A 25,586-nucleotide genomic window follows, 5' to 3' on the forward strand; every position below is an offset into this window, starting at 1 on the left:
CGACACGTCGCCCACATGAGCAGTTGAAGTTAGACGGCAAGGTGCATCGCGGCAGGCAGTGCCAGCGAGAGCCCTGACAGGAAAAGCAGAACAAAGACGATCTTTCGCATTGTCCCTTGCGACAATGACGGTGGCCAGCGGCGTGCCGCATAGGTCATCAGCATTACGGCCGGTATGGCGACGACGAGCGCGACAGGCGACATGGTCGGCAGGTTGCCGCTTGCCGTCACCAGGATAAGCCGCACCACCTGCGCGGCGCCGAAAGCGGTGACCAGCGTTTCGCGGATTCGTACATGCGGCATTGGCTGGCGAAAGAGATGATAGACGAGCGGCGGGCCGCCGGTCGCAAACAGCCCACTCATCAGGCCCGAAACGACACCGAAGCCGACGAAACTCGCGTCCGACGATCGTTTTGCCAAGCCGGCAGGCCTGATGGCCAGTTGCAGGCTGGACATCATGATGACCAGACCGAGTCCGATTTTCAGCAGGTCGGCCCGCGTGTCCGCCAGCCATTCCAACAGGGCATACCCCAAGAGCAGCGAAGGCAGGCTTGCGACCAGGATAAGCCGCAGCTCCCGGCGCGCAATCTCGCGCCAGCCGCCCTGGATCAGCATCTGCGTGGCATTGACCAGGGTCAGCATGCCGACCATCGCAGCTGCGTCGGGCAGGGGCAGCAAGCCGACAAGGGCAATCGCGCCCATCATCACCAGGCCGAAGGCGAAGCCCGTCAGGGTCTGGACATAAGCGGCCACCGCCGCAAAACCGGCAAAGGCGAGGACAGGCGTTAGACCCACGACATCCCGCACGAGGCCGGAAAGGAAACGTGCAAGCCGGCAATCACGGCCGGCCTACTTCAGCTCGATTTCGATGAAGGCGTATTCGCCGTCATTGGCATTGATGACGTCGTGCTCGACGCCCTCCCGGCGGAAATAGGGCGCGCCTTGCTTCATCTCGGCGAAGGATTCGCCGTCCTTGGTCACCAGCTTCACCTTGCCGTCCATCAGCGGCACGACGACATAGTCGTGGCCATGGCGGTGCCAGCCGGTATTGGCGCCCGGCGCGAAGCGGTATTCGGTGACGATGACGCGCTCATTGTCGACGTGAACTGTGGCCTTGGCGGTTCCGGTCATGGAGCTCTCCCTTTCCTGCGAACAGAGGACACGGAGTGCCCGCAGGCGAGAGCCAGAGCGCGACGAGCCATGACGCCAAAGAAAAGCCCGGCGCGATGGCCGGGCTTGGATCTTGAAGACTTTAGATTGGCTCAGGCGAGACTGCCGTTGATCCAGTGCGACAGCGCGGTCTTCGGCGCGGCGCCCACTTTCATGTCGGCGACTTCGCCGCCCTTGAAGATCATCAGCGTCGGGATCGAGCGCACGCCGTATTGCGCGGCAAGCTCCGGGTTCTCGTCGATGTTGAGCTTTGCGACCTTGATCTTCGCGCCAAGCTCGTTGGCGATGTCTTCCAGCGCCGGAGCGATCATCTTGCACGGGCCGCACCATTCCGCCCAGAAATCCACCACGACCGGCTCCTTGGCGTTGAGCACATCGGCCTGGAAATTGCCCTTGTCGACCTTGACGGTGGCCATGCTGAAATCCTTTCGAAAACTCGGGTTGCACCAAATGTGGTGGTTGTGGCGGCGATGTTCAAGCAGTTCTTGTGTCACGCTGCCGTGAGTCGGGCAAGGGCGTCATCCATGGCGGGGGCGGGCAGCTCGATCAGGCGCGGCGCCTCGGTAAACAGCAGCGCCGCCGTCACCTCGCGGCCCGGATAGAGCGGCAGAAGCAGCGCGCGGTAGAGCGCAAGCTGCAGCACATAGGCAGGCGGCACCTCCGCCAGGTTCCCAGGCGCCGGTCGGTTGGTCTTGTAGTCGACGATCGAAACCTTTTCCGGCGTGACCGCCAGCCGGTCGATCTTGCCGGAGATGGAGCGCAGCCTGCCCTTCACCTCGAGGCTGCCCATGACGGCGACCTCAGCGCGGGAGGATGGCGAGAACAGCGCGCCGAAGCGGGTGTCGGACAGGATGGAGAGCACGGCGTCCAGCGCCTTGTCGCGCTCGCCATCCGGCCAATCCGCGCCGGCGCGCGCCAGGTAGCGCTCCGCCGCGTTCCGCCTTTCGTCCTCGGCGATGCCGGGCAGCATCTGCAGCAATTTGTGCAGGGCAAGGCCGCGCATGATCGCAAAGCCGGGTTCGGCGGCGACGTCGAGCACCGGCGAGCGAGTGTCGGGGACGGCTTCTTTCGCCTCGTCGATCAGCGCCGAGGCGCCGGAAGGCGAAAGCGGCCGCGGCAGCTCCTCATAAGGCGGCAGCGGCCGGAACAGGTCTTCAGGCAGCGGAGCGATATGCTCGAACGGCCCTGCCTCGTCGGTGCCGGTCAATGCCACCGGCGGGAGCCCGGTCATATGGAAGCGATGTACCGCCACCTCGGCCGTCGCCGGATGCCGGCGCTCGGAGCTCTCGGGCGCGCCGAGCAACGCGCGGCTGACGATCGAATGCCACGTGCCGGGGCTGGGCTGCCGCTTGCCGTGATAGCCGCAGACGACCAGCCGGTCCTCGGCACGCGTCATGCCGACATAGAGCAGCCGCCGGTACTCGTCGTCCGCCAGTTCGCGCGCCCGCACCGATGCCGCCTTCGAGACGCCGTTGGAGACGTCGCTGGCCGAGCGCCACAGATAGCCCTTGCCTTTCCATTGCGTCCCCGAGCTCTCGAACGGCATCAGCCGCGGCAGATGCTGGTCGCTGAATGGCGCCGAGCCGCCGTCGACCAGGAAGACGACCGGCGCCTCCAGGCCCTTGGCGGCATGCACGGTCATGACGCGGACCTCGTCGCGCGTCTGGTCCATCTCGCGCTTGATCTCGGGGCCGGCATTTTCGAGCGTCGAGAGGAAGGATTCCAGCCCCGGCAGGCCGGTCCGTTCCTCGGCCAGGCAAAAGCTCAGGAATTCGTCGAGGATGTCGCCGGCTTCGGGTCCTAGCCGCGCCGTCATCTTGCGGCGCAGTCCGTCGCGCGCCAGTGCCGCGGCGTAGAATTCGAACACCGGCTTGAAGGCCACTTCGGTTGCCCAGCCGTCGAGCCGGCTAACGACAGCGGCGAGGGCCACATCCTCGGCCGCATGTTGTCTGAGCGAGGCGATCAGCGACTGGCCCTTCGGCCTCGATCCGCCGAGCGCGAGCAAGCTTTCCTCCGAAACCTCGAAGATCGGGCTGCGCAGCACGGCGGCCAAGGAAAGGTCGTCCTCCGGCTGGATCAGGAAATGTCCGAGCGCGATCAGGTCCTGCACGGCGATATGGCCGGGCAGGCTCAGCCTGTCGGCGCCGGCGACCGGGATCTGTCGGTTCTTCAGGCTGCGCGATAGCGCATGGACGAAGCGGTCGCGCTTGCGCACCAGGACCAGGATGTCGCCGGCGGTCAGCTTCCTGCCCTTGCCTTCGATGACCTCGCCGCTGCGCAGCCAGGTCTGGATGGTGGTGGCCACATGCTCGGCGACGCGCACCGCGGGCGCGCTGGCATGGTTGACCGGCAAGGTCCAGTCGTCGGGCTCCTCGACCATCTCGGCGCCGACCGAGGGCCACACCTCGACATAGCCCGGTGCGTCATTGCGGATCGCCCTATGACTCAGAGGGTCTGGATCGTGGCTGATGCCGCGCCTGACGCCCGGTTCGGCGAAGACGCGGTCGACGGCGGCCAGCACGTCGTCGCTCGACCGGAACGACCAGGTGAGCTTGAGATTGGCGAAGGCGGCCTCCGCGTCGCGCACGCGGCCGGCAAACAACAGCCGGCTTTCGGCAAAGGAATCCGGCGCCGCGCCCTGGAAGGAGTAGATCGACTGCTTCTCGTCGCCGACGGCAAAGACAGTTCGGCGCACCGCTTCGCGCTGGCCGAGCCCGGCAAAGAACTCTTCCGTCAGCTTCTTCACCACTTCCCATTGGTCCGGGCTGGTGTCCTGCGCCTCGTCGAGCAGGATGTGGTCGATGCCTTGGTCGAGCTTGAACTGCACCCACGGCCCGGCATCCGGTCGCGACAAGAGACTGACCGTGCGGGTGATGAGGTCGTTGAAGTCGAGGAAACCCCGCCCGCGCTTCAACTGCTCGTAGCGCGCGATCAGCCAGCCGGCGACGGTCAGTGCTGCCGCTGTCCCTTCCAGCATGCGGAACAGCGCCAGCCGGTCGGTTACGTCGAGGATTGCCTTCGCCACCACGAAATAGCGGTCCGGCAGGTCGGGCAGGCGGTCGACAAGCGCCTTCCTGAAGATTTTGGGCGGATCGTAGGGGTCGCCGTCCGCACGCAGGAATGCTTTGGCGAGCAGGCGCAGCCGCCGGATCGGATCGGCCTCGGCAAAGGCGCTCTGCGCATAGGGCAGCACGTTGTTCAAAACCTGCTTGGCGTCGGCGGCCTCGGCGGCACGGGCAAATTCAGCGAGCTGGCCAGGCGAAAAGCCAGGCAGCGGCCACAGCGAAGCAGCGATGTCCTCGGCCGTCTGTCCAGGCCTGAAGCCGAATTCGGCGAACAGCGGCCGGAAGTCCCGATCCCTGCCGAGCTTGGCGATGAAACCGCGCAGTTCATCGCGCTTGCCGACGATCTCGGCAAGCAGCGTATCGAGCCCGAACTCGCCGCCGCGTTCCAGCACGGTGGCAAAGGCTTCCGCCAGCCCTTCGACGCCGGCGCCTGCGCCCGAGATCATGTCGCGGCGGGCATCGGCGAACAGCGAGGCCTCCATCTGCGGATCGAGCATCTCGAAATGCGCCGGGATATTGGCTTCGAGCGGGAACTGGTGCAGCACGGATTCGCAGAAGGCATGAATGGTCTGGATTTTCAGTCCGCCCGGCGTCTCGAGCGCCTCGGCAAACAGCCGGCGCGCGCGCCGCATCAGGTCGCGGTCGGCGCCGCGGCCGTCCAGCGCCGCGATCCTGACCGCCAGCTCGGCATCAGGCAGCGCCGTCCATTCCGACAGGGTCGAGAACACGCGGTTCGACATGTTGGCGGCGGCAGCCCGCGTGTAGGTGAGGCACAGGATCTTCGACGGATCGGTGCCGTTGAGCAGGAGCCGGATGACGCGCTGCGCCAGCACATGCGTCTTGCCCGAACCGGCATTGGCCGACACCCAGGCGGAATAGGCGGGATCGGAGGCGCGCGCCTGGCTGGCGGCGGTATCGGAGGGGATCGGATATTTCATCCTTCCGCCTCGTCCTCGCTGGCGCCGCCGGCCGACCATTCGAGCACCCGCGCCAGATGATCGTAGTCGCCGTCGGCCTCGCCCTCGCGGAAGGGCAGCGCGCGCGACAGATAGCCGGTGGTCGGGTCGGCATAGTGGAAGAGCAGCCGTTCCAGCCGCGCCCAGGCCTCCTCGGAAAGATCGTTGGCGGTGCGGAACTTGCGGTTGTAGTCGAGGATCGATTCCTCGAATACCTCGCCATTCGGCTTCAGCCGCACGAAGGCGAGCTGCGAGGGTTCGCGGATGCCGAGGTCCTTGAAGGCGCCGCGCCTGAGCAACGCGCCCTCCAGCGCGAGCTGCGGCGACAGCAGCGTGTGCGCCTGCGCTTTCGAGGGCGAGGATCCTGTCTTGTAGTCGAGGATGTCGGCCATGCCGCCGGCAAGCAGGTCGACGCGGTCGGCATAGCCGGAAAGCGTCACCCCGGTGCGGCCGACCACCGTCTTCTCAGCGCGCTCCTCGGCGTAGCGCCTTGCGACGGCATCGGCGCGGCCATGCTCCCATTCGATGATGTTCTCGGCGAGCTTTTCGAAACGCGGCCACCAGATAGCCTCGATATCAGGCGGAAGCTTTGCGTCGGCAAAGCAGGTACGGCCCGATTCAATGAGGCTGGCCAGCGCGTTCGGCGCCCTCGGATCCTCGACCCGCCGCGAGAACAGATGCAGGATCTCGTGGAACAGCGTGCCGCGTTCGGCGGCGCCCGGATCGCGGATTAACGGCTCGAGCCGCATCAGGCCGAGGATGCGCCGTGCATAGACCGCGTAGGGGTCGCGGCGCAGCGTCTCGATCTCGGTGACCGAGAAATGCTGCGGGCGCAGGCTGAGCGGCGGCTTCGGCTGCGGGCGGGAGGCAAAATCCTTCTTCTCGCCGGCATCGAGCGCGCGCGCCCAGGCAAGCAGCGCGTCGCCGCGGCCGCGAAGTGCTGACGCCGGCTCCTTGCCGAGGAAGGTCAGGATGCGCTGCAGCCAGCGCGACGGCACCGCCGGCGCGTCGCCGGAGCGCGCCGAACGCGTCAGCACGACCTCTTTTGTGCCCATCGCCATCTGGAAGTCATGCGCGGCAAGGCCGATGCGCCGCTCCGGCGGCTCGAGGTCGATGCCGGTCTTCATCAGCCGCGACATGAAGCGGTCGCTCTCGGGCTTGCGCGGCCAAACCCCTTCATTGAGCCCGCCGATGACCAACATGTCGACATGCTGCAGCCGAGCCTCCAGCGCGCCCCAGATGGCGATGTTGCGATCGGTGCCTTGCGCCGGCTTGACCGTCTCCGGCGCGATCAGGGCCTCTATCACGTCGGGCCACTCCAAAGCGGCGAAGGTGAAGGGCGACGACGCCGCCACCAGCCCGCGCAACAGCTCGGCGAGTTTCTCGCCCGCATCGCCGGCATAGAGCTCCGCCAGGCCGCCGTCGACGGCGCGACCGAGACTTTCCAGCGCGACCACGCTCGCGCGCGTCAGCGTCGCAATATCGGCGCCTTTCTCGTCGCGCATCGCGGTGAGCGGCAACAGCGACTTGGTAAGGCGGCTAAGCATATCTTGGGCCTGCTCGATGCCGCGCACGGTCAAGCGCGAGAACCAGAAAGGCTGCCTTGTGTCGCCGCTCAGTTCCGCCAGCCGTGTCTCGAACAGCGCGCCGAGCGATGCGACATCGGGCCGGCCCGTGCCGCCGCGCAGCGCCACCAGCTCGACGAGCTCGGCAGCCTTGCGCATGGCCTGGCGTTCGAGACCGAGCGCGAGCAGCGGATGCTTGAGCAAGGCAAGCAGGCCTACGGGGTCGCCGGGTCGGAACGCAGCGCTCAGCGCGAGCCTGAGCAGGCTGGCGGCCGGTGTATTGATTAAAGGCGCGCCGCCGGAATCGTCTGCGACGACGCCGAAACGCAAAAGCTCGGCCGAAACCCGCCGGGCCAGCGCTCGGTCACCGGTGACGAGCGCCGCGCGCTTGCCTGGGGCCTCCACGGCGCGCTTCAGCGCGATGGCGATTGCCGCCGCCTCGTCGCGTTCGTTCGCCGCTTCCACCAGCGTCACGCCGGCCAGCGCCTGTTCGATGTCGAGTGCCGTGAAGCGCGGCCGCGTCTCGGTCCAGTATTCGGTGGTTTCGGCCGGCCGCAGCGCCTCGCCGACCAGGGCCGCGCGCAACGCAAGCGGCGATGGCGCCGCAACAAGGTCCTCGACGTCGCGGCGCGGAATGCCGATGCCGCCGATCAGCTTGGCGAGGCCGTATTGCGGGTGGCCGAGCGTTGCCGGGCGCGCGCCAGGCGCCGTGATCGCCGCGAAGGATGCGTCGTCCAGGTTGCGGTCGAGCCCGGGCAGCACGACGGCGCCGTTGGGCAGGCCGGCGATCACTGCAAGCAGTTCGGCGGTGGCGGGGATGGAGCCGGTCGAACCGGCGGCAATCACCGGTCCGGCCGGCGGAGTGCGCTTCAGCCGGGTCGCCTCCAGCCGGATCAGCGCGCTGCGATGCGCGGCTGGATTGGAGCGGTCGCGTTCCTTGAGCAACTCCGGCCAGTTCTCGGTGACGATGCCGAGGAAATCGAGCGTCACCTGCCACCATCCGGCGAGGTTGCCGGTAACCAGCGTCGCGAGCTTTGCCCAATCCGTGCCTTCGGTCTCGATCTCATCCATCAGCCTGGCAAGGTCGCGCGCCAACCAGATGGCGTCGGCGGCCGAGGTCGGCACGACGAATTCCTCGTTGAACCGAGCCCTCACATGCGCCGGCAGGCTTTCCTTCCAGGCGCGCACCAGCGGTGCCAGCAAAAGCAGCCGCTCCTGCGCGGCGATCGGCGGCGCGAGATCTATCGCCGGCGCGGCTTCGGCGTCGAAGGCCGCCTCGTCCTCGTCGAACTCGCCGAGCGGCCGCACCGTCGGCAGGATGGCGGAGCGTTTTCCTAAAACGTCGACGAAGGCGCCGCGCAGCGCCCGCGCCGCGCGGCGCGTCGGCACATAAATGGTGGCGTCGGCAAGCGCCAGCGGGTCGCCGTCGAAGCGGAAGCCGGGGATCAGGCGTCCGTCGAGTAACGCCCCCGCCAGCGTCGGCAGGAACGGCGCTCCGGGCGGAATGGAAAAGACGCGGCGCGTGCCGCTCATACCGCCTTCGCTAGGGCGCCGGCGACGGCCGCTTCGGCGGCAGGGATCGCGTCCGGAGTGCCGACGGTGATCCAGCGTCCGTTCATCTTCATGCCGAACAGGCGCCCTGCGGCGATCGCCTTGTCGAAATGGACATTGAGCGAATGCGAGCCCATGGGCGCGTCCTTGAAGATGCGCGGATGGATGATGGCGGCGCCGGCATAGATCAGGCCCGCCGGATCGCCCTTCGAGCGCCGTAGGGCTCCATCAGGGGCAACAAGGAAATCGGTGCCGACGCAATGCCCGGTCGCTGAGTCAAGATCGGTAAGCATCAGCAGAATATCCATTCTCGCGGCGTCCCATGCAAGGGCAAGACGCTCGAGGCTGGGCTGGCCGCTGTCGATCCAGAAGGTGTCGGCATTGATGATGTAGAAGGGCTCGCCACCCAGAAGCGGCAGCGCCTTGACGATGCCGCCAGCCGATTCCAGCAGCGCCTTGCGCTCGTCGGAGATGACGATCTTCGGTGCGCGCCTATGGGCAACATGCGCGACGATCTGCTCGGGCAGATAGTGCACGTTGACGACGGCCTTGGCGACACCGGCGGCTTCCAGGCTGTCCAGCCCCCAATCGAGCAAGGTCTTGCCGGCGACCTTCACCAGCGGCTTGGGCATCGTGTCGGTGATCGGCCGCATGCGCTTGCCGAGCCCGGCCGCCAGCACCATCGCAGTCGTCGGCTTCATGGGACCCGTTCCTCGAGCAGGCCGTGGGCCATGTAGAATTCCTTCAGGCCGGCCAGCGCTGGATGCGCCAGCGCCCGCCTCAGATAGTCGCGGATGCGCGGCAGGTGTTTCAGATAGTAAGGCTTGCCGTCGCGCTTTTCGAGCCGCACGAAGATGCCGAGGATCTTCGAATTGCGCTGCGCGGCCATGATCGCATAGGCCTCGGCGAAGCCGGCCTCGTCGAAAGCGCCGGCGGCGCGCCGCGCCGCGACATAAGCCGCGACGGTGCGCCGCTCGATCTCGGGCGAGACGGTAACGCGCGCATCCATGGCCAAAGAAGCGACGTCATAGGCGGCAGGCCCGATCAGCGCGTCCTGCACATCGACGATGCCCAGCCGGTCGAGGCCGGCGCGCTCGGTCCGCCAGATGATGTTGGGCGAATGGAAGTCGCGCAGCATCAGCGTGTATTCGCTGCCTGCCAGGTGATCGAGAAGTGCGTTCCATACCTTGTGGTAGCCTTCCCGCAACGCGTCGTTTGCCGGTTCGCCGGTAATCCAAGGGACATACCAGTCGACCAGAAGGTCGGCCTCGATCAGCATGGCTTCCCGGTCGAAAGGCGGCACGTCGTGAAATACGCCGGGCGCCGCTTCCAAGCGCGTAGGCCAGGCCTTGCCATGCATCATGGCCAGCAATTCGGCCGCCGCCTCGTAGCGTTTGGCGATGGGCTGGCCGTCGCGACCGAGGAAACCTTCCGAGCCGAGATGCTCGATGAGCAGAAAGCCCTGGTCGAGATCCTGGGCATGGATCGCCGGCACGCTGACGCCGGCCCCAAGCAGCGCCCGGTCGATGGCGACGAAGGCGGCGACGGATTGCGCCGTGTGGGCGATCACCGCATAGGGCTTGCCGTCGCGAACCGGCGGCCCGAGCACGAGGCGCGGCGAGTTCATCAGCACGCGCGGCGCCTTGCCGGGCAGCGAGACGATCTCATAGGAGCGGGCGGAGGCGTCGCCGACGAAATGACGGCGGCTGGCTCCGCCCCATCCGGCGGAGGCCAGAAAATCGCGCATCGCGAGCGATCGCGCCACGCGATCATAGATCGGTCCCTGCCCGGAAAGCCGCGCCACGCGGCCTTCGCCCTGCTCGGCAAGATCGACCCACAGCGCCGTTTCCGGCAAGCGGTCTGCGGCCCGTTCCGGCCATTCGATGAGCGCCGCGCCTTGGCTTAGCGCGTCGTCGAGGCCGAGCTCGTCGAGCTCGTCCGGCGCGGACAGCCGATAGAGGTCGAAATGCTGCACCGGAACGCGCGTCTCGTAGCTCTGCACCAAGGTGAAGGTCGGGCTCGGCACTTCGAGATTGGCGTCGTCGGCGAGCGCCCGGATCAGCGCGCGGGCCAACGTCGACTTGCCGGCGCCGAGATCGCCTTTCAGCGCGATCGCGTCGCCCGCGCGCAACGCCATGGCGAGGTCCTCGCCAAGCCTTGCCGTGGCCGCCTCGTCGGCGAGAAAACGTTCCAACACTGGTCCAGCCATATAGTCCGCGCTACTCGGCCGCGTCGCGGATGCCCGCCGGCGTATCGGGGATTCCGGAAGGCTTGTCCGGGAAGGTGCAGATTACCGTGGTGCCCCTGTCCTGGCCGGTCTCGATGCGCACGGTTCCACCATGCAGTTCGACGAAGCTCTTGACGATCGAGAGCCCCAGCCCGGCGCCGCGCCTCCGCCCGCCATTGGCGCGCGGCTCGAAGCGGCGGAAGACCGATTCCAGCACGTCCGGCGGCATGCCAGGACCGTCATCATGCACGGAGAACTCGACGCCGTCGGCTAGCCGACGGCAGGTGAGCCGGATCGTGCTTGCCTCCGGTGCGTAGTTGGCCGCGTTGCTGAGCAGGTTGTAGAGGATCTGGCGGATGCGAGTCTCGTCGCCATGGAAGCTCGCCGGCGCCTCCGCCGCATCGATCTCGAGCTTGATTTGATGCTCGTCCAGCCGGTCGGCGACCAGCTCGGCGGCCGCGGCGATCGTCCGGTCGATGTTCATCTCGGAGATGTCGAGCTGCATGATGCCGGCATCGACGGTGGCCAGGTCGAGGATATCGTTGACGATGGTGAGCAGCACCGAGGACGACGAGCCGACATGCTCGACATATTCGCGCTGCTTGGGCGTCAGCGGCCCGGTCGCGGGCAGCGACAGAAGCTCGGTGAAGCCGATGATGTTGGTCAGCGGCGAGCGCAGCTCATAGGACACATGCTGCACGAATTCGTTCTTCAGCTGATCGGATTTCTCCAGCGCCTCGTTCCTGTCCTTCAGCGCCCGCTCGACATTGACGGTGTCGGTGACGTCGACGAAGGTGATCATCACCTGGCCGTTGGGCAGATGGATCACCGCGTAGCTCAGCACCGTCCCGTCGACGAGCTCGATCTGGCCGCGACGGTCGCGGCGCTCGTCGTCGAAGCCGGTGACTGCGGCGACGAAGCCGCCCCAAGGGCTGTTCGCGGCGCGCTGGTCGCACAGGTCGCGGATCGCCGAAACATGGACGTTCGGCTTGACCGCTTCCATCGTCAGCCCCCACAGCGCGACGAAGGCCGGATTGGACAGGCGCAGCCGCCCGTCCGGACCGAACACGACCACGCCTTCGGCGAGATTGTCCAGCGTCTCGCCCTGCACCCGCACGGCGGTCTGGTAGCGGCTTTCGAGGTCCATCTTTTCGGTCAGGTTCTCGAACACCCAGGTGACGCCGCCCTTCGGCTGCGGGTTCGCCACGACGCGGATCGTCTTGCCGTCCGGCAGGTGCCACCAGTGTTCCTGCGATTCGACGGCGCGATAGGCGCTGAGCAGGTTTTCCTTCCAGCGCCGCCATTCCGGCTGCTCGGCGATCCTGCCTTCGCTGCGCAGCCTGTCGAGCAGCAGCGTGTTGGAGGGAGCGCTGAGCAGGAAGCCCGAGTCGAGGCCCCACAGCTTCTGGAAGGCCTGGTTGAAGAAGCGCAGCTTTTCCTCGGTGTCGAAGATCGCCACGGCGGTGTTCAACTGGTCGAGCGTGTCGGCATGGCTGCGCACGGTCCGCTCATATTCGGCGCGGATCGTCTCGGCCGCGCTGGTGTCGCAGGCGAGCCCCGCCGAACCGTCGGCGCCGGCGAAGTCGGTGACCGCGAACATGCGGCGATCGCCTTCGATCACGGTGGATAGCGTCTGTTCGAAGACCGGGTGCAACTTATGCTGCTCGGCGATTTGATCGCGCGCCTGGCCGCCAAGGAATTCCGTCGCGTCGCGCACGGCCGCGGCGGCGCTTCCTGCTTCCACGGCCTCGGCGTAGGCGCGGTTGACCCATTGCAATCGCCCGTCCGCGCCGCGCAGCCATGCCGGCATCTTCAGCGCGTCGAGCAGGCCGATCAAGGTGTCGTAGTCGGCGCTGAGCCGCTGGTTCTCGATCTTCAGCCTGGCCTGGTTGCGCAACGTCTCCGACAGCGAGACGAAACGCACCAGCACATGCGCCGCGCTCTTGCGCCCATGCACCTCCAGCGGCACGCCGGCCTGCGTTTCGATGACCAGATCGAAGGTCTTCGCCTGTTCGCGCAACGCGGCAACCGCGTGCTCCAACGCCGCCGCCGAGCGCGGCATCAGCCAACGGCCGAAAGCGAGGAAGGCGGACCTGTCGTCAGGCGCGCCGCTTTCCAGCGGCAGGCTGCCGATGAGCTCGGATTTCTTGTTGTCCGTTGTCCACACGATCAGGCGCTGGTCGCGCAGATTGAGCAGCGCCTCGGAACGCTGCAGCGCAGCGTTGACGTCCGCGATGCGGGCCCTGAGCTGCAGGTTCTGCGAGGCGGTGCGTGCGCGCTCGCGGATAAGGAAGATGGCCGAAACCAGCGCCGCGCCCATGACGCCCACGAACATGGCGAGCTGCATGACCTCGAGCGTGCTGACCGGCGCCACGGCCTTTGCCGGAATGCCCGTCTCGGCGTGGGCGGCAAAGGCGAGCAGCGGGCCGGCAAGCGTCGAGGTCGCAAGCAGCAAGGCCAGCCGCGAGCCGGCACGAAAACCGCCGCGGCTCACACCGGGGCCGGCATCATTCGAATCCTCATGGCCGCCGGAAACGGCCTTTCCCGCGCGTGGCGGGTAATCCCCCGGCATGTCTTGGTCCTCTTCGCCGCTTGAATGCAAGACCGCCCTGATGCGTCCCCGGCCCAACATGTCCCCGGACCGCGAATCACAACAATAACGCTTGCTGGAACCGGCGTGAAGAATCATTGGCGCAAAAAATAAAGCCGGATGGAAAGTCAACCTCCCGGCTTCAATATATGGTAGATAATTTCGCTTTGGTTAATAGCGGTAGTGTTCAGGCTTGTACGGGCCCTGCGGCGTCACGCCGATATAGGCGGCCTGTTCGCCGGACAGCTCGGTCAGCTTGGCGCCGAGCTTGTCGAGATGCAGCCGCGCGACCTTCTCGTCGAGGTGCTTGGGCAGCACATAGACCTGGTTCTCGTACTGGCCGTGCTTGCTGAAAAGCTCGATCTGCGCCAGCACCTGGTTCGTGAACGAGGCCGACATGACAAAGCTCGGATGACCGGTGGCGTTGCCGAGGTTGAGCAGGCGGCCCTCGGACAGAAGGATCATACGCTTGCCGTCCGGGAAGGTGATCAAATCCACCTGCGGCTTGATGTTGGTCCATTTCAGGTTGCGCAGCGCCGCCACCTGGATCTCGTTGTCGAAGTGGCCGATATTGCCGACGATCACCATGTCCTTCATCGACCGCATATGGTCGAGCGTGACGACGTCCTTGTTGCCGGTGGTGGTGATGACGATGTCGGCGGTGGGCGCGGCGTCTTCCAGCGTCACCACCTCATAGCCGTCCATCGCCGCCTGCAGCGCGCAGATCGGGTCGACCTCGGTGACTTTCACACGCGCGCCGGCGCCGCGCAGCGAGGCCGACGAGCCCTTGCCGACATCGCCATAGCCGCAGACCACCGCGACCTTGCCGGCCATCATGGTATCGGTGCCGCGGCGGATGCCGTCGACCAGCGATTCCTTGCAGCCGTATTTGTTGTCGAATTTCGACTTGGTGACGGAATCGTTGACGTTAATCGCCGGGAAGGGCAGCAGGCCCTTCTTCTGCAGCTGGTAGAGGCGGTTGACACCGGTGGTGGTCTCCTCGGTGACGCCGCGGATCGCTTCCCGCTGCTTGGTGAAGAAGCCTGGCGAAGCCTTCAGGCGCTTCTTGATCTGGGCGAACAGGATCTCTTCCTCCTCGCTGCCGGGATTGGACAGCACGTCCTCGCCGGCCTCGGCGCGCGCGCCGAGCAGGATGTACATGGTGGCGTCGCCGCCATCGTCCAGGATCATGTTGGAGGTACCGCCATCGGTCCACTGGAAGATCCGGTCGGTGTAGTCCCAATAGTCTTCCAGCGACTCGCCCTTGATGGCGAAGACCGGAATGCCGGCCTCGGCGATGGCTGCGGCCGCGTGGTCCTGGGTCGAGAAGATGTTGCAGGAGGCCCAGCGGATGTCGGCGCCCAGCGCCTTCAGCGTCTCGATCAGCACCGCCGTCTGGATGGTCATGTGCAGCGAGCCGGTGATGCGCGCGCCCTTCAGCGGCTTCTTGGCGCCGAACTCCTCGCGGCAGGCCATCAGGCCCGGCATTTCGGTTTCGGCGATCTCGATCTCCTTGCGGCCCCAGCCGGCAAGCGAGATGTCGGCGACCACATAATCCTTGCTACCCGTCATGGCAGTGCTCCGGTGTGATTTTTTCTCAAGGCGCGCCGACGCCGGGAGGCGCATGGGAGGGCGCGGTTGCCGGCCTGACTAGCAGATCGGTCGCCGCACGACAATGGGACATAAAGAAATCTTTATGCGCGCATGTCTTCGGAAAAGCGAGATGTTCCGTGAAGTCGGCGCAAACGCCGGGGATTGGTTGAAGCCGCGCGACGACGCGATGGGCGTTTCGGCCAATCTCCAAGGCATGCCGCCTGCCAACGCAAACAGAGCCGACCGGTAAAAATCCCTGTGCTGAGGAACTAGATTTCCTCGCCGAAACGCGAGGCGATCAGCTGCTCCAACGCGTCCATGGCCGGCACGGCTTCCGGGCCGCTGGCGATGACGCGGATCGAATAGCCTGGGCTCGCCGCCAGCATCATCAGGCCCATGATCGAGGTGCCGCCGACCTTCACGCCGTCCTTCTCGACATGGATGATGGCGTCGAAGCCGCTGGCGACCTGGACGAACTTGGCCGAAGCGCGCGCATGCAGGCCGCGCTGATTGATGATCGGGAACTCCCGCACCACCTCATCCGTCCGCGGCGCCGATGCGTTCATTTGCTGCTCAGGAGCTGGCTGGCGACGTTGATGTATTTACGGCCGGCCGCTTGCGCTTCGTCGAGCGCGGCGGCCATGTTGTCGCCCTTGCGGATCGAGGAGAGCTTGATCAGCATCGGCAGGTTCATGCCGGCGATGACCTCCGTGCGGCCGGATTCCATCACCGAGATGGCGAGGTTGGAAGGCGTGCCGCCGAACATGTCGGTGAGCACGATGACGCCTGCGCCGGTGTCGACGCGCGCGACCGCGTCGACGATGTCGGCCCGGCGCTGCTCCATGTCGTCGTCGGCGCCGATCGCCACGGTTTCGAAATTGTCTTGCGGCCCGACGACATGCTCTACGGCATGTCGGAACTCGGTAGCGAGTTGACCGTGCGTCACGAGCACGAGTCCGATCATTCTCTGGTGGCTCCCGTCATCGCCGCTTCACAGGCGTATCTTATGTTCGCCAGCCATTCCAGGCGGCGGGAGCGCTATCTTGTCGACGCACGGCCGGTTGACAAGCCCAAAATTGCGGCGGCCCGGGCCATTTTGACGCATCGCAGCAAAAAACCCGGGCCGGATCATGAAAAAGGCTGGATCGACAGCCGCGCCATCAGCATGGGCAACGCGGCGGTGACATTTTGCCGGGCGATGTCGACGCGGGGCAGCCGGCATCCGCCGATCGTCTCCGTGGTCTCGTCCTGCAGACGCGCCATGTCCGCCGGTTCGACAAGCCGCACCACAAGATCGATCACGGCGGCCGGTTCGAAAGCCAGCGGCCGCGGCCCGATGCCGTGCACCTCAGCGAGGCCGGCGATGCTCGCCGGCGCGCGGCAAACCAGCCGGCCGCCATGCGCGGCCGCAAGCAACTGGTCGTCGCCGACCAGCCGGGCAAAAAGGCCCTGCGCGCGGCAATGATCGACAAGCGCCAGCGCCAGCGTCGTCTTGCCGGCGCCGGACGGCCCGGTGATCAGCACGCCGCGCTCGCCGACCAGTATGGCCGTCCCATGAATGTTGCGGGGCTTTGCGGCGGCGCCTGGCATGTCGGTTCGGCGATCAGCCTTCCGCCGGCAGCGTCACCACGAAACGCGCGCCCTTGATCTCGCCGGGTTTGGTGCCGGGGATGTTCTCGGCCGTCAGCGTGCCGCCATGTGCCTCGACGATCTGGCGACTGATCGACAGCCCGAGGCCGGAGTTCTGGCCGAACGCCTCGCCGGCCGGCCGGTCGGTATAGAAGCGCTCGAAGATGCGGTCGATCTTCTCGGCCCGGATACCCGGGCCGTTGTCGTCGACGGTGATGATGTTGAACTTGCCGGCGCGCGCCAACGAGATCGCGATGTGGCCATGCTCGTCCGGCACGAAGGAACGCGCGTTCTCGATCAGGTTGGTGATGACCTGCCCGATCCTGAGGTCATGGCCGACAACGAAATAGCCTTTGGCGCCGGCCGGCAGCTTGGCGACCTTGAGGTCGATCTCGACAGCCTTCTTGTTGCGCGTCGTCTCGCGCGAGACGGCGATGAGATCGGTGATGAACTTCTTCAGGTCGACGGTCGCGGCATCGTCGCGCGCCAGCTCGGCATCGAGGCGGGACGCATCCGAGATATCGGTGATCAAGCGGTCGAGCCGCCTCACGTCGTGCTGGATGATCTCCATCAGGCGCGCGCGAGAAGCATCGTTTTTCGCCAAAGGCAGTGTTTCCACGGCGCTGCGCAGCGACGTCAGCGGGTTCTTCAACTCATGCGACACGTCGGCCGCGAAACTTTCGATCGCTTCGATTCTCGCATACAGCGCATTCGTCATATCGCGCACGGCAATGGACAAATTGCCGATCTCGTCCTGACGATCGGAAAAGTCGGGGATTTCCTCGCGGCTCTTGACGCCGCGCCGCACCCTGACGGCGGCGGCTGAAAGCCGGCGCAGCGGATTGGCGATGGTGGAGGCGAGCAGCATCGACAGGATCGCGGTGACGAGCGCCGCCACCCCGAACACGCGCAGGATCGCCTTGCGCTCGGCCGCGACGATCTTGTCGATGTCGCCGCCTTCGGTGGACAGCATCAAGACGCCGAGCACGGCGCGGAAGCGCTGGATCGGCACCGCGACGGAGACGATCTGTTCGCCCTGCTCGCTCACCCGCACGATGGTCGAAGGGCTGCCGGTCAGTGCCTTGACCACTTCGGGAAAGGCCGCGCCGTTGCCGCCGGGCTGCTCGTGGTAGACCGGCAGGTCCTTGTTGCGGAAGAAGTCGAAGATGAACTTCTCCACTCGCTCCACGACGCCCGGCTGCTCCTCGTCGACGGGCGGCAGGTCGTAGCGCAGGATCTGGCCGCGCGAATAAAGATGCCGCGAATCGAGCAGCAGGTTGGCGTCGCGGTCATAGATGCGGGCGCGGGTGCGCGTCGGCGAGATCAAGCGTCGCAGCACCGGCGCGACGCGCTCGGGATTGATCGGGAAATCGAGGTTGTCGAGCTGGTCCGACCCCGGCCCCAGGCTTTCGCCCGCCTGCAGCTCCAGCAGCTTTTCCGGATCGATGCTGATCGAATCGGTCTCGACGGTCGCCGAAGCCGCGATGGCGCCGGCGATGATCTCGCCCTGCGTCATCAGGCTTTCGACGCGCGCGTCGATCAGCCCGTCGCGAAAGGTGTTCAGGTAAAGGATGCCGGTGACCAGCACTGCGAGGCCGGCCAGGTTGAGGAACAGGATGCGCCGCGTCAGGCTGGAGAAGATGTGATGGCCGAGAAACCGGCGCATCGGCACCGTGATTTTCGAAACGAAGGCGGGCACGATCCGCGGCGGACGCCTTGCCGCGCCCGCCCGTCTGCCTCGCTCTACTTCCACTGCCATCGAATAGCAGGCCCTGTTTAGTTAGTGAGTAGTGAGTAGGCAGTAGGGAAGTGGTTGGCTGACTGCGGCTATGGGTGGCCGCCCGCATCATTCAAAACTGACTACTGACTATACCCTACTGCCTATCTTACGCTTCGCGGAACCGGTACCCGACTCCGTAAAGGGTTTCGATCATCTCGAAGTCGTCGTCGACGGCCTTGAACTTCTTGCGCAGCCGCTTGATGTGGCTGTCGATGGTGCGGTCGTCGACATAGACCTGTTCATCATAGGCTGAATCCATCAGCGCATCACGGCTTTTTACCACACCGGGGCGCTGCGCCAGCGAATGCAGGATGAGGAATTCGGTCACCGTCAGCGTCACCGGCTCGCCCTTCCAGGTGCAGGTGTGCCGCTCCTGGTCCATCACCAACTGGCCGCGTTCGAGCGAGCGGGCCTGCTGGCTGGGCGCCTTGGCCGCCGCCTCGCGGGCGCTGGTGCGGCGCAGCACTGCGCGCACGCGCTCGACAAGCAGGCGCTGCGAGAACGGTTTGCGGATGAAGTCGTCGGCGCCCATCTTGAGGCCGAACAACTCGTCGATCTCGTCGTCCTTCGACGTCAGGAAGATGACCGGGAGATCCGACTTCTGGCGCATGCGGCGCAACAGCTCCATGCCGTCCATGCGCGGCATCTTGATGTCGAGGATGGCGAGGTTCGGCGGCCGTGCCGCCAGGCCTTCCAGCGCCGACGCGCCATCGGTGTAGGTTTCGACCCGATAGCCCTCGGATTCGAGCGCGATCGACACCGAGGTCAGAATGTTTCGGTCGTCGTCGACAAGCGCGATTGTTGCCATTTCAAGCGGCTCCCTCATGAGCTGTCCCTTCTGTCGTCGAGAAGGGGCTTTTGCAGGACAAATTGGGTACAAAATGTGGCACGGGCCTTGTCCGAAGTCACGGGCGGCCTGCCGTCACACGCCATCGCACCCATAGTGGGATTGGACGAACCGAGCCTGCCAATCCTTTGGGCAACCTCTACGGTTTTTTGCACATATAAACGATTTAAACAACTTTCAAATTTTTTAAATCGATTAATGATTTGATATCATTCGGCTTTTCTGGTTCTGAACCTGACGGCCCCAGCGCGGGCTCCGGGAAGTAACCCGTCAGATGTGGCCAAATCCAGAGAGGAAATTTGATGTCGGAAGCCGGCAAACGCAACCCCGACTGCGCCATCGACGCGATCGGCCTGAAGACAATGGGCATGGTACGCTATAATTTTGGCGCGGCCGAACTCTACGAGGAAGCGATCCGGCGCGGCGAGGCGAGGTTGACCGCGCAGGGCGCGCTGGTCGCCGAGACCGGCCAGCACACCGGGCGTTCGCCGAAGGATAAATTCGTCGTGCGCGACGAGGCGACCGGCGGCCAGGTGTGGTGGGACAACAACAAGGCGATCTCGCCGGGTGAGTTCGAAGCGCTGCTGGCGGATTTCAAGGCACATGCAGCCGGCAAGGACCTCTACGTGCAGGACCTCGTCGGCGGCGCCGACGCCAATCTGAAGCTGCCGACCCGGGTCATCACCGAATTCGCCTGGCACTCGCTGTTCATCCGCAATCTTTTGATCCGTCCCGAAGCCGCGGAGATCGAGCGTTTCGTGCCGCAGCTTACGATCATCGACCTGCCCTCCTTCCGCGCCGATCCGGCCCGTCACGGCACCCGCACCGAAACGGTGATCGCGGTCGACCTCACCCGCAAGATCGTTCTGATCGGCGGCACCTCCTATGCCGGCGAGATGAAGAAGTCGGTTTTCACCGTGCTGAACTATCTGCTGCCGGCAAGGGGCGTGATGCCGATGCACTGTTCCGCCAATGAAGGTGCGGACGGCGACGCAGCCGTCTTCTTCGGCCTGTCCGGCACCGGCAAGACGACGCTGTCGGCCGACCCGTCGCGCACGCTGATCGGCGACGACGAGCATGGCTGGGGCCCGCAGGGCATCTTCAATTTCGAGGGCGGCTGCTACGCCAAGACGATCAGGCTGTCGGCGGAGGCCGAGCCGGAGATCTTCGCCACCACGCAGCGCTTCGGCACGGTGCTGGAGAATGTGGTGCTCGACGCCGGCCGCGTTCCGGATTTCAACGATGGCAGCCTGACCGAGAACACGCGCTGCGCCTATCCGCTGGATTTCATCCCCAATGCCTCGAAGACCGGCCGCGCCGGGCATCCGAAGAACATCATCATGCTGACCGCAGACGCCTTCGGCGTCATGCCGCCGATCGCCAGGCTGACGCCGGCGCAGGCGATGTACCACTTCCTGTCGGGCTATACCGCCAAGGTTGCCGGCACGGAAAAGGGCGTCACCGAGCCGGAGGCGACGTTCTCGACCTGCTTCGGCGCCCCGTTCATGCCGCGCCATCCATCCGAATACGGCAATCTGCTGCGCGAGCTGATCGCCGGCCATGGCGTCGACTGCTGGCTGGTCAACACCGGCTGGACCGGCGGCGCCTACGGCACCGGCCGCCGCATGCCGATCAAGGTGACGCGCGCCTTGCTGGGCGCCGCGCTCGACGGTTCGCTGAAGTCGGCCGAGTTCCGCACCGACGCCAATTTCGGCTTTGAGGTGCCGGTGGCGGTCCCGGGTGTCGACGGCGCCATTCTCGACCCCCGCTCGACCTGGGCGGACAAGGCCGGTTACGACCGCCAGGCTGCGAAGCTGGTCAACATGTTCGCCGTCAATTTCGAGAAGTTCGAACGCCATGTCGACGCGACCATCCTCGGCGCGGCGCCGCGGATGCAGGAAGCGGCTGAATAGCAGTCACTGCCAATGTCTTCCTCCAGGGCCTGGCTCGCGCCGGGCCTTTTCTTTTTGCCGCCGTCGCGTCATGAGTGCGTGCATGGCAAGCGACGACGATATCACCATCTCCGGCGAAGCGGTCATCCGTCCTGGCGACCTGCATGAGGACTTCATCCGCTCGTCCGGTCCGGGCGGCCAGAACGTCAACAAAGTGGCCACCGCCGTGCAGCTGCGCTTCGACGCGGCGAACGCGTCCGGCCTGTCCGAGCGCGTGCGCGAGCGCGCCATCAAGCTGGCCGGCCAGCGCGCCACCAAGGACGGCGTCATCGTCATCGAGGCAGGCCGCTTTCGCACCCAGGAGCAGAACCGCGCCGACGCGCGGGCGCGGCTGACTGCATTGATCGCCAAGGCGGCCGAGCCGCCGCCTCCGCCGCGGAAGAAGACCAGGCCGTCCAAAGGCGCTGTGGAGCGCCGCCTGAAGAGCAAGGCAGGCCGGTCGACGGTGAAGAAGCTGCGCGGTCGGGTGGAAAGCGACTGATCCGGCCAAAGCCGCTAGTTTCGGGTCGCCGCCTTCTTTGAACGATGGCATGGCTTGGAGCATGATGCCGAACAGTGTGAAGCGGTTTTCGGGACATCATGCCCTATCTCTCTGATTTAGAGACGGATTCAGATTTCATGTCGAACAGACCCGAAACCATCCGGCTCTAGGAGCAACGGATCGATCCATGCTCGTTCTGCCCAAAGGCGTCCGCCATATGCCGGGCTACCTCCCGCGCCCGGCCCAGGAAGCGCTGGTCGAGGAGATCAGGCGCGTCGTGCAGGCCGCACCCCTCTACGTGCCGGCCATGCCGCGCACCGGCAAGGAGATGAGCGTGCGCATGACCAATTGCGGCGCGCTTGGCTGGGTGACCGACAAGGAGCGCGGCTATCGCTATCAGCCGACGCATCCGGTGACCGGCGAGCCCTGGCCGGCGATCCCGGAAGCCCTGCTGGAATTATGGCGCGAGGTCTCGGCCTATCAGCATCCGCCCGAGGCATGCCTGGTCAACTTCTATTCGGCGGATGCCAAAATGGGCCTGCATCAGGACCGCGACGAACAGAATTTCGCCGCGCCCGTGGTGTCGGTCTCACTGGGCGACGACTGCCTGTTCCGGGTCGGCCAGGACAGGCGCGATGGCGGCACCAAGTCGTTCAGGCTGAAGAGCGGCGACGTCGTCGTGCTTGGCGGCGAAGGCCGCCTCGCCTTCCACGGTGTCGACCGCATCTATCCGGCGACATCGGCGCTGCTGAAGAACGGCGGCCGCATCAATCTGACGCTGCGGCGGGTGACGGTGCCTGGCTGAGCATATTGGGGCAAGACGATCTTAAGGACACCTGGGCTACAATCGCGGTTGCTGTAACCGAGATCGCCATGCAACCGGATTGGATCAGGACCAGGAGCCTTTTGGACGTGGCCATTGTCACGGTCGTGTCGATCATCGCCGCATGGATGACTTGGTTCTACCTGAGCTTTCTGTGGACCTTGGACAGCAGAGGCTTTTCCGCGCTGTCGCACAGGCTCCCCTACTGGGATTTCACCAACCTCTGGTCAGGTTCGCGCATGGCCATCGAGGGCCACGTTGCCGTTCTCTTCGACGTGGAGGCCTACCGCGCGGCGCTGCGCGCGATGTTCTCACCCGACCTTCCAAATCAGGAATGGAGCTATCCGCCGAACATCCTCCTGCTAGGCGTTCCGCTCGCCACCTTGCCGATCCTGCCTGCCTATCTGATCTGGACGGTCGGGACCGTGCTGTGCCTGTGGCTGGCGATCCGGCCGCTGAAGCTCGGAGCGGCGCTGGAACTGGCGATTGTCTTGAGCCCGGCGGTTATCTGGAACTCCTTGTTCGGCCAGAACGGCGCGCTGACCGCCGCGCTGTTGATCGGAGGCCTCGCCGTGGCACCAAGGCGTCCGCTGCTGGCCGGAATCCTGTTCGGCCTGCTGACGATCAAACCGCATCTCGGCATTCTCGTGCCCTTCTGCCTGCTCGCCAGCGGCAACTGGCGCGCCATTCTCGCGGCGATCGGCACCAGCGTCGTGATCGCCCTCGCCACCGGCCTGTTCTTCGGCTTCGATGTCTGGCGCCTATTCCTGACCGAAACCCGCCCCTTGATGACGGCGATCATGGAGGCGCCTTATCCGCAGCCCTATCAGTACAACGCGATAACGGTGTTCTTCACGGCGAGAGCTTTCGGCGCCGGGGTGACCTCCGCCTATGGCGTGCAGGCGGTCGCGACCATCGCTTCCATCGCCGCGGCGATCTGGCTCTGGCGGCCGGGCCGCGTGGTCTCGCATCAGGAACGCGTGGTGCTTACCGCTGTCCTTGCGATCCTGGCCACGCCCTATGGCTACACCTACGACACGATCGGTGTGGCCGTAGCGGTGGCGATGCTCGCCGCGATGATTTCCAGGCCGCCTCGGCTGATCCTGGCGATTTGCTGGCTCGCGCCTTTCGTCGTGAATTTTTTCACCTGGGGCGGATATTGCGTCGCTGTCCTGATCCCGCTGTTTCTTGCCGCGTGGATGCTGCATTCGATATGGACGAGAGGCCGGAAGGCTGAACTCTCGGGAGAACCGTCCCTAGCCTGAAGCAATTCCAAGATACGTGCGCAGCGATAGGCTCGGCGGCTTTGCCGCAGCCTTCCGTTCGCCGCAGGAAGTATGAAGAATGACGGCCATGTCAATTTGAGGCGGTCGCGGGTCCTCGTGCCTGGCTAATTCCTGCGTTGCGCTGTCGCACCCGTACCTCGCCCCGCGCGCACCACGCCATCAATGACATCAGCGGCAGAAAAAAGCGCGACGCCGATATGCTCACGCTCGCTGAAACATTGCCGGGAAACAGCACCGGCATCCCATAGGCGGCGGGGGCAAGCGCGAGAAGCGCCGGTCCTTCCCTGAAACGGGCGGCGCACCCCCGCGCCGGCCAGCATCAGTCCCGCCAGGGCAGCCAGAAAGGAGACATCCTTTAAGCGCCAATTGATCTCGATTAGCCAGTGCCGCCCTAATTGCGTTCGGCGATATCGCTGCGGATGAACAGGGTTACGGAGGCGTTCTGATAGAGCAGACGATAGTCCTGCAAAGCCTTTGCGATCAAAGGGCTGTCACGCAACGGCGCCGTTGCGTGCGGCTGCGTCAGATGGAGCTTTATCGGTACGTCCGGTCCTGTGGTTCCGTCATCGGCAACGATATCGGGCCGTTTCGTGGCCAACTCACTGGCGATCGCCTGCGTGTAATCCGCGCGCAAGGCTTCGAGCCTGAGGTGGGTCGCGGTATCCGGCCCAGACTCGATCAGGACCTGGGCATCATTGACCATCCAGCCGGACGGGTGGCGCCCAACCATGCGAGCGCCGGTCATCCGGACGAGCGGATTGCCGATCTGCAGCGCCGAGCCGATCGATATAAAGGTCGGGTGATCGGCGATCCGGTTGATGGCGGCCGTCGCCGCGTCGAGATCGCCACGCGGTTCGACGAATGCCAGGCCTTGCCGTGGCGCGACGGTCGTTACGAGCAAAAGCAGACCGAACCCGACACCCGCCCTTGCCAGCACAGGCAGGTCGCGCTGTGGCCGCAACCGGATAAACTGGAGCACAAAGGCCAACATGCCGAGCGTCAGGAACGGCATCGCCTGATAGGTCCAGCCTTTGCCCAAGACGACAAACCCAGGGACATAGCCGACACCTGCCAGCAGCAGAATCTTCGCATCGCGATCGGGCCGGTCAGGGTAGGCCATGGCCAACGTTGCCGCGGCCATGGCCACGAAAATCTTCACCGGCAAGAGCATCAACATGTCGACGACCGGCAAGCGCATCGGCAAATAGACCTCGCGCAGCAAAGGCAGGACACCGGTGAAGAAGGGCTGCATAAAGACTACAAGCATGACCAGATAGGCGACGGTCAAAACAGCGCCGAAGACATTCTCGGTCGTCAGCAGAGGCCGCGCCGAGCGTCGCTGCGCGGCAAGGACCAGCACCGGCGCAGCCAGCGCCAGCACGCTGAAGGGCGGTTTGATCATGACGAAAATCGCGGCGCCAATCCCGGCGGCAAGCCGCTCGGCCGTGCTGCCGGCGCGGAAATCCGCTGTCCGGTCGCGTGCCGCAAGCAGCGCCAGCCAAGGCAAAAGGCAGATGACTGCGATTTGTTCGCGCTGGCCGAAATCCGCCGGCGACAGCGCAAGCAGAAGAAACACCAGGGCCGGAACTGCCCAGACGAATCGCGTCAGCGTTTGGTCTGCACGTACGAGGATTCGAGCTGAAAGCCAGACCGAACCGATTGCCAGCACTACCATGCCGAGCCCCACCCAGAGCTCCGCCGAAAACCCGGTCAACCGCTCAAGAATTAGGAATGGCAGGTAGAGCCAGGTCGAAAAGGGCGGATTGGCCTCGGCGACGTCGACATAGAGGCGTTCGCCGCTCAGCACGCGGTCGCCGACGGTCAGCAGCCACGACACGTCGACATTGCCCGGCAAGAGGCGCGAGACGACGATCGCATAGAGGGCGATCAACAATGTTGCGGCAGCCGGCAGGCCAAAGCGAAATGCAGTTCCGGCCTGACGGGGCCGCAGATCGGCCTGCTCGCCTGAAGCAACCAATGGCGCATCCATGCCGGGAGCCTCAATAGCAGTACAGCGTTTGTGGCTTAGTTTCTAACGGACCGGCAGTTAAGCGCGCTTTAACCGGCAGCCA

The 25,586-nt window shown here is 65.3% G+C and carries 19 protein-coding genes; 4 read left to right on the forward strand and 15 right to left on the reverse strand.

The features are described 5' to 3' along the window. Positions 1-29: 29 nt before the first annotated feature. From FJ423_RS17685 to FJ423_RS17755, 14 genes are all read right to left on the reverse strand, one after another. Positions 30-794: a sulfite exporter TauE/SafE family protein gene (locus tag FJ423_RS17685; protein ID WP_140843505.1), complete on the reverse strand. Its 765-nt coding sequence runs from the start codon at positions 792-794 to the stop codon at positions 30-32. A gap of 54 nt (positions 795-848) precedes the next feature. After that, positions 849-1,130, reverse strand: a complete 282-nt coding sequence (locus tag FJ423_RS17690; RefSeq protein ID WP_027166948.1) for a cupin domain-containing protein — start codon at positions 1,128-1,130, stop codon at positions 849-851. A 131-nt stretch (positions 1,131-1,261) separates the two neighbouring features. Beyond that, a complete protein-coding gene (gene trxA, locus FJ423_RS17695) occupies positions 1,262-1,585 on the reverse strand; it encodes a thioredoxin (protein ID WP_095767992.1) in 324 nt (107 codons plus the stop codon). Between the two features lie 74 nt (positions 1,586-1,659). Then, entirely contained in the window at positions 1,660-5,172 is a 3,513-nt protein-coding gene (gene addA / locus FJ423_RS17700) for a double-strand break repair helicase AddA (protein ID WP_140843507.1), read from the reverse strand. Further along, positions 5,169-8,288 (reverse strand): double-strand break repair protein AddB, encoded by a 3,120-nt coding sequence (gene addB, locus FJ423_RS17705; protein WP_140843509.1) that lies wholly within the window; start codon positions 8,286-8,288, stop codon positions 5,169-5,171. Before addB ends, addA begins: the two co-directional genes overlap by 4 nt. Then, positions 8,285-9,007, reverse strand: a complete 723-nt coding sequence (locus tag FJ423_RS17710; RefSeq protein ID WP_140843510.1) for a nucleotidyltransferase family protein — start codon at positions 9,005-9,007, stop codon at positions 8,285-8,287. The genes addB and FJ423_RS17710 overlap by 4 nt, the downstream gene beginning before the upstream one ends. Beyond that, positions 9,004-10,515 (reverse strand): tRNA (adenosine(37)-N6)-threonylcarbamoyltransferase complex ATPase subunit type 1 TsaE, encoded by a 1,512-nt coding sequence (gene tsaE / locus FJ423_RS17715; protein WP_140843512.1) that lies wholly within the window; start codon positions 10,513-10,515, stop codon positions 9,004-9,006. Before tsaE ends, FJ423_RS17710 begins: the two co-directional genes overlap by 4 nt. A 10-nt stretch (positions 10,516-10,525) precedes the next feature. Beyond that, positions 10,526-13,105, reverse strand: a complete 2,580-nt coding sequence (locus tag FJ423_RS17720; protein WP_140843514.1) for a PAS domain-containing sensor histidine kinase — start codon at positions 13,103-13,105, stop codon at positions 10,526-10,528. Positions 13,106-13,294: 189 nt separating this feature from the next. Further along, positions 13,295-14,695, reverse strand: coding sequence for an adenosylhomocysteinase (gene ahcY, locus FJ423_RS17725; protein WP_095767996.1), 1,401 nt, complete (start codon positions 14,693-14,695; stop codon positions 13,295-13,297). Positions 14,696-14,985: 290 nt separating this feature from the next. Next, positions 14,986-15,282, reverse strand: coding sequence for an HPr family phosphocarrier protein (locus FJ423_RS17730; protein WP_140843515.1), 297 nt, complete (start codon positions 15,280-15,282; stop codon positions 14,986-14,988). Then, positions 15,279-15,680, reverse strand: a complete 402-nt coding sequence (locus tag FJ423_RS17735) for a PTS sugar transporter subunit IIA (RefSeq protein ID WP_027166957.1) — start codon at positions 15,678-15,680, stop codon at positions 15,279-15,281. The genes FJ423_RS17730 and FJ423_RS17735 overlap by 4 nt, the downstream gene beginning before the upstream one ends. Before the next feature lie 164 nt (positions 15,681-15,844). After that, complete coding sequence (locus FJ423_RS17745; RefSeq protein ID WP_140843517.1) at positions 15,845-16,306, reverse strand: HPr kinase/phosphorylase; 462 nt, start codon at positions 16,304-16,306, stop codon at positions 15,845-15,847. Positions 16,307-16,319: 13 nt separating this feature from the next. Beyond that, a complete protein-coding gene (locus FJ423_RS17750; RefSeq protein ID WP_095767999.1) occupies positions 16,320-18,104 on the reverse strand; it encodes a sensor histidine kinase in 1,785 nt (594 codons plus the stop codon). A 127-nt stretch (positions 18,105-18,231) separates the two neighbouring features. Beyond that, positions 18,232-18,933, reverse strand: coding sequence for a response regulator transcription factor (locus FJ423_RS17755; RefSeq protein ID WP_006201274.1), 702 nt, complete (start codon positions 18,931-18,933; stop codon positions 18,232-18,234). 341 nt (positions 18,934-19,274) lie between these two features. Between FJ423_RS17755 and FJ423_RS17760 the strand changes: the two genes are divergently transcribed. From FJ423_RS17760 to FJ423_RS17775, 4 genes are all read left to right on the forward strand, one after another. After that, complete coding sequence (locus tag FJ423_RS17760; protein ID WP_140843519.1) at positions 19,275-20,885, forward strand: phosphoenolpyruvate carboxykinase; 1,611 nt, start codon at positions 19,275-19,277, stop codon at positions 20,883-20,885. A gap of 82 nt (positions 20,886-20,967) precedes the next feature. Further along, positions 20,968-21,405 (forward strand): alternative ribosome rescue aminoacyl-tRNA hydrolase ArfB, encoded by a 438-nt coding sequence (gene arfB, locus FJ423_RS17765; RefSeq protein WP_140843521.1) that lies wholly within the window; start codon positions 20,968-20,970, stop codon positions 21,403-21,405. A gap of 187 nt (positions 21,406-21,592) precedes the next feature. Then, the gene (locus FJ423_RS17770) at positions 21,593-22,210 is read left to right on the forward strand and encodes an alpha-ketoglutarate-dependent dioxygenase AlkB (protein WP_140843523.1); all 618 of its coding nucleotides are present in this window, start codon (positions 21,593-21,595) and stop codon (positions 22,208-22,210) included. 107 nt (positions 22,211-22,317) lie between these two features. Then, entirely contained in the window at positions 22,318-23,493 is a 1,176-nt protein-coding gene (locus FJ423_RS17775) for a glycosyltransferase family 87 protein (RefSeq protein WP_181174822.1), read from the forward strand. 412 nt (positions 23,494-23,905) lie between these two features. On the opposite strand, the gene FJ423_RS17780 is transcribed toward FJ423_RS17775, so the two are convergent. Then, positions 23,906-25,504, reverse strand: a complete 1,599-nt coding sequence (locus tag FJ423_RS17780; protein WP_140843526.1) for a hypothetical protein — start codon at positions 25,502-25,504, stop codon at positions 23,906-23,908. Positions 25,505-25,586 lie beyond the last annotated feature (82 nt).

Origin of the sequence: Mesorhizobium sp. B2-8-9 (genome assembly GCF_006439475.1) — a bacterium.
Taxonomy (GTDB): domain Bacteria; phylum Pseudomonadota; class Alphaproteobacteria; order Rhizobiales; family Rhizobiaceae; genus Mesorhizobium.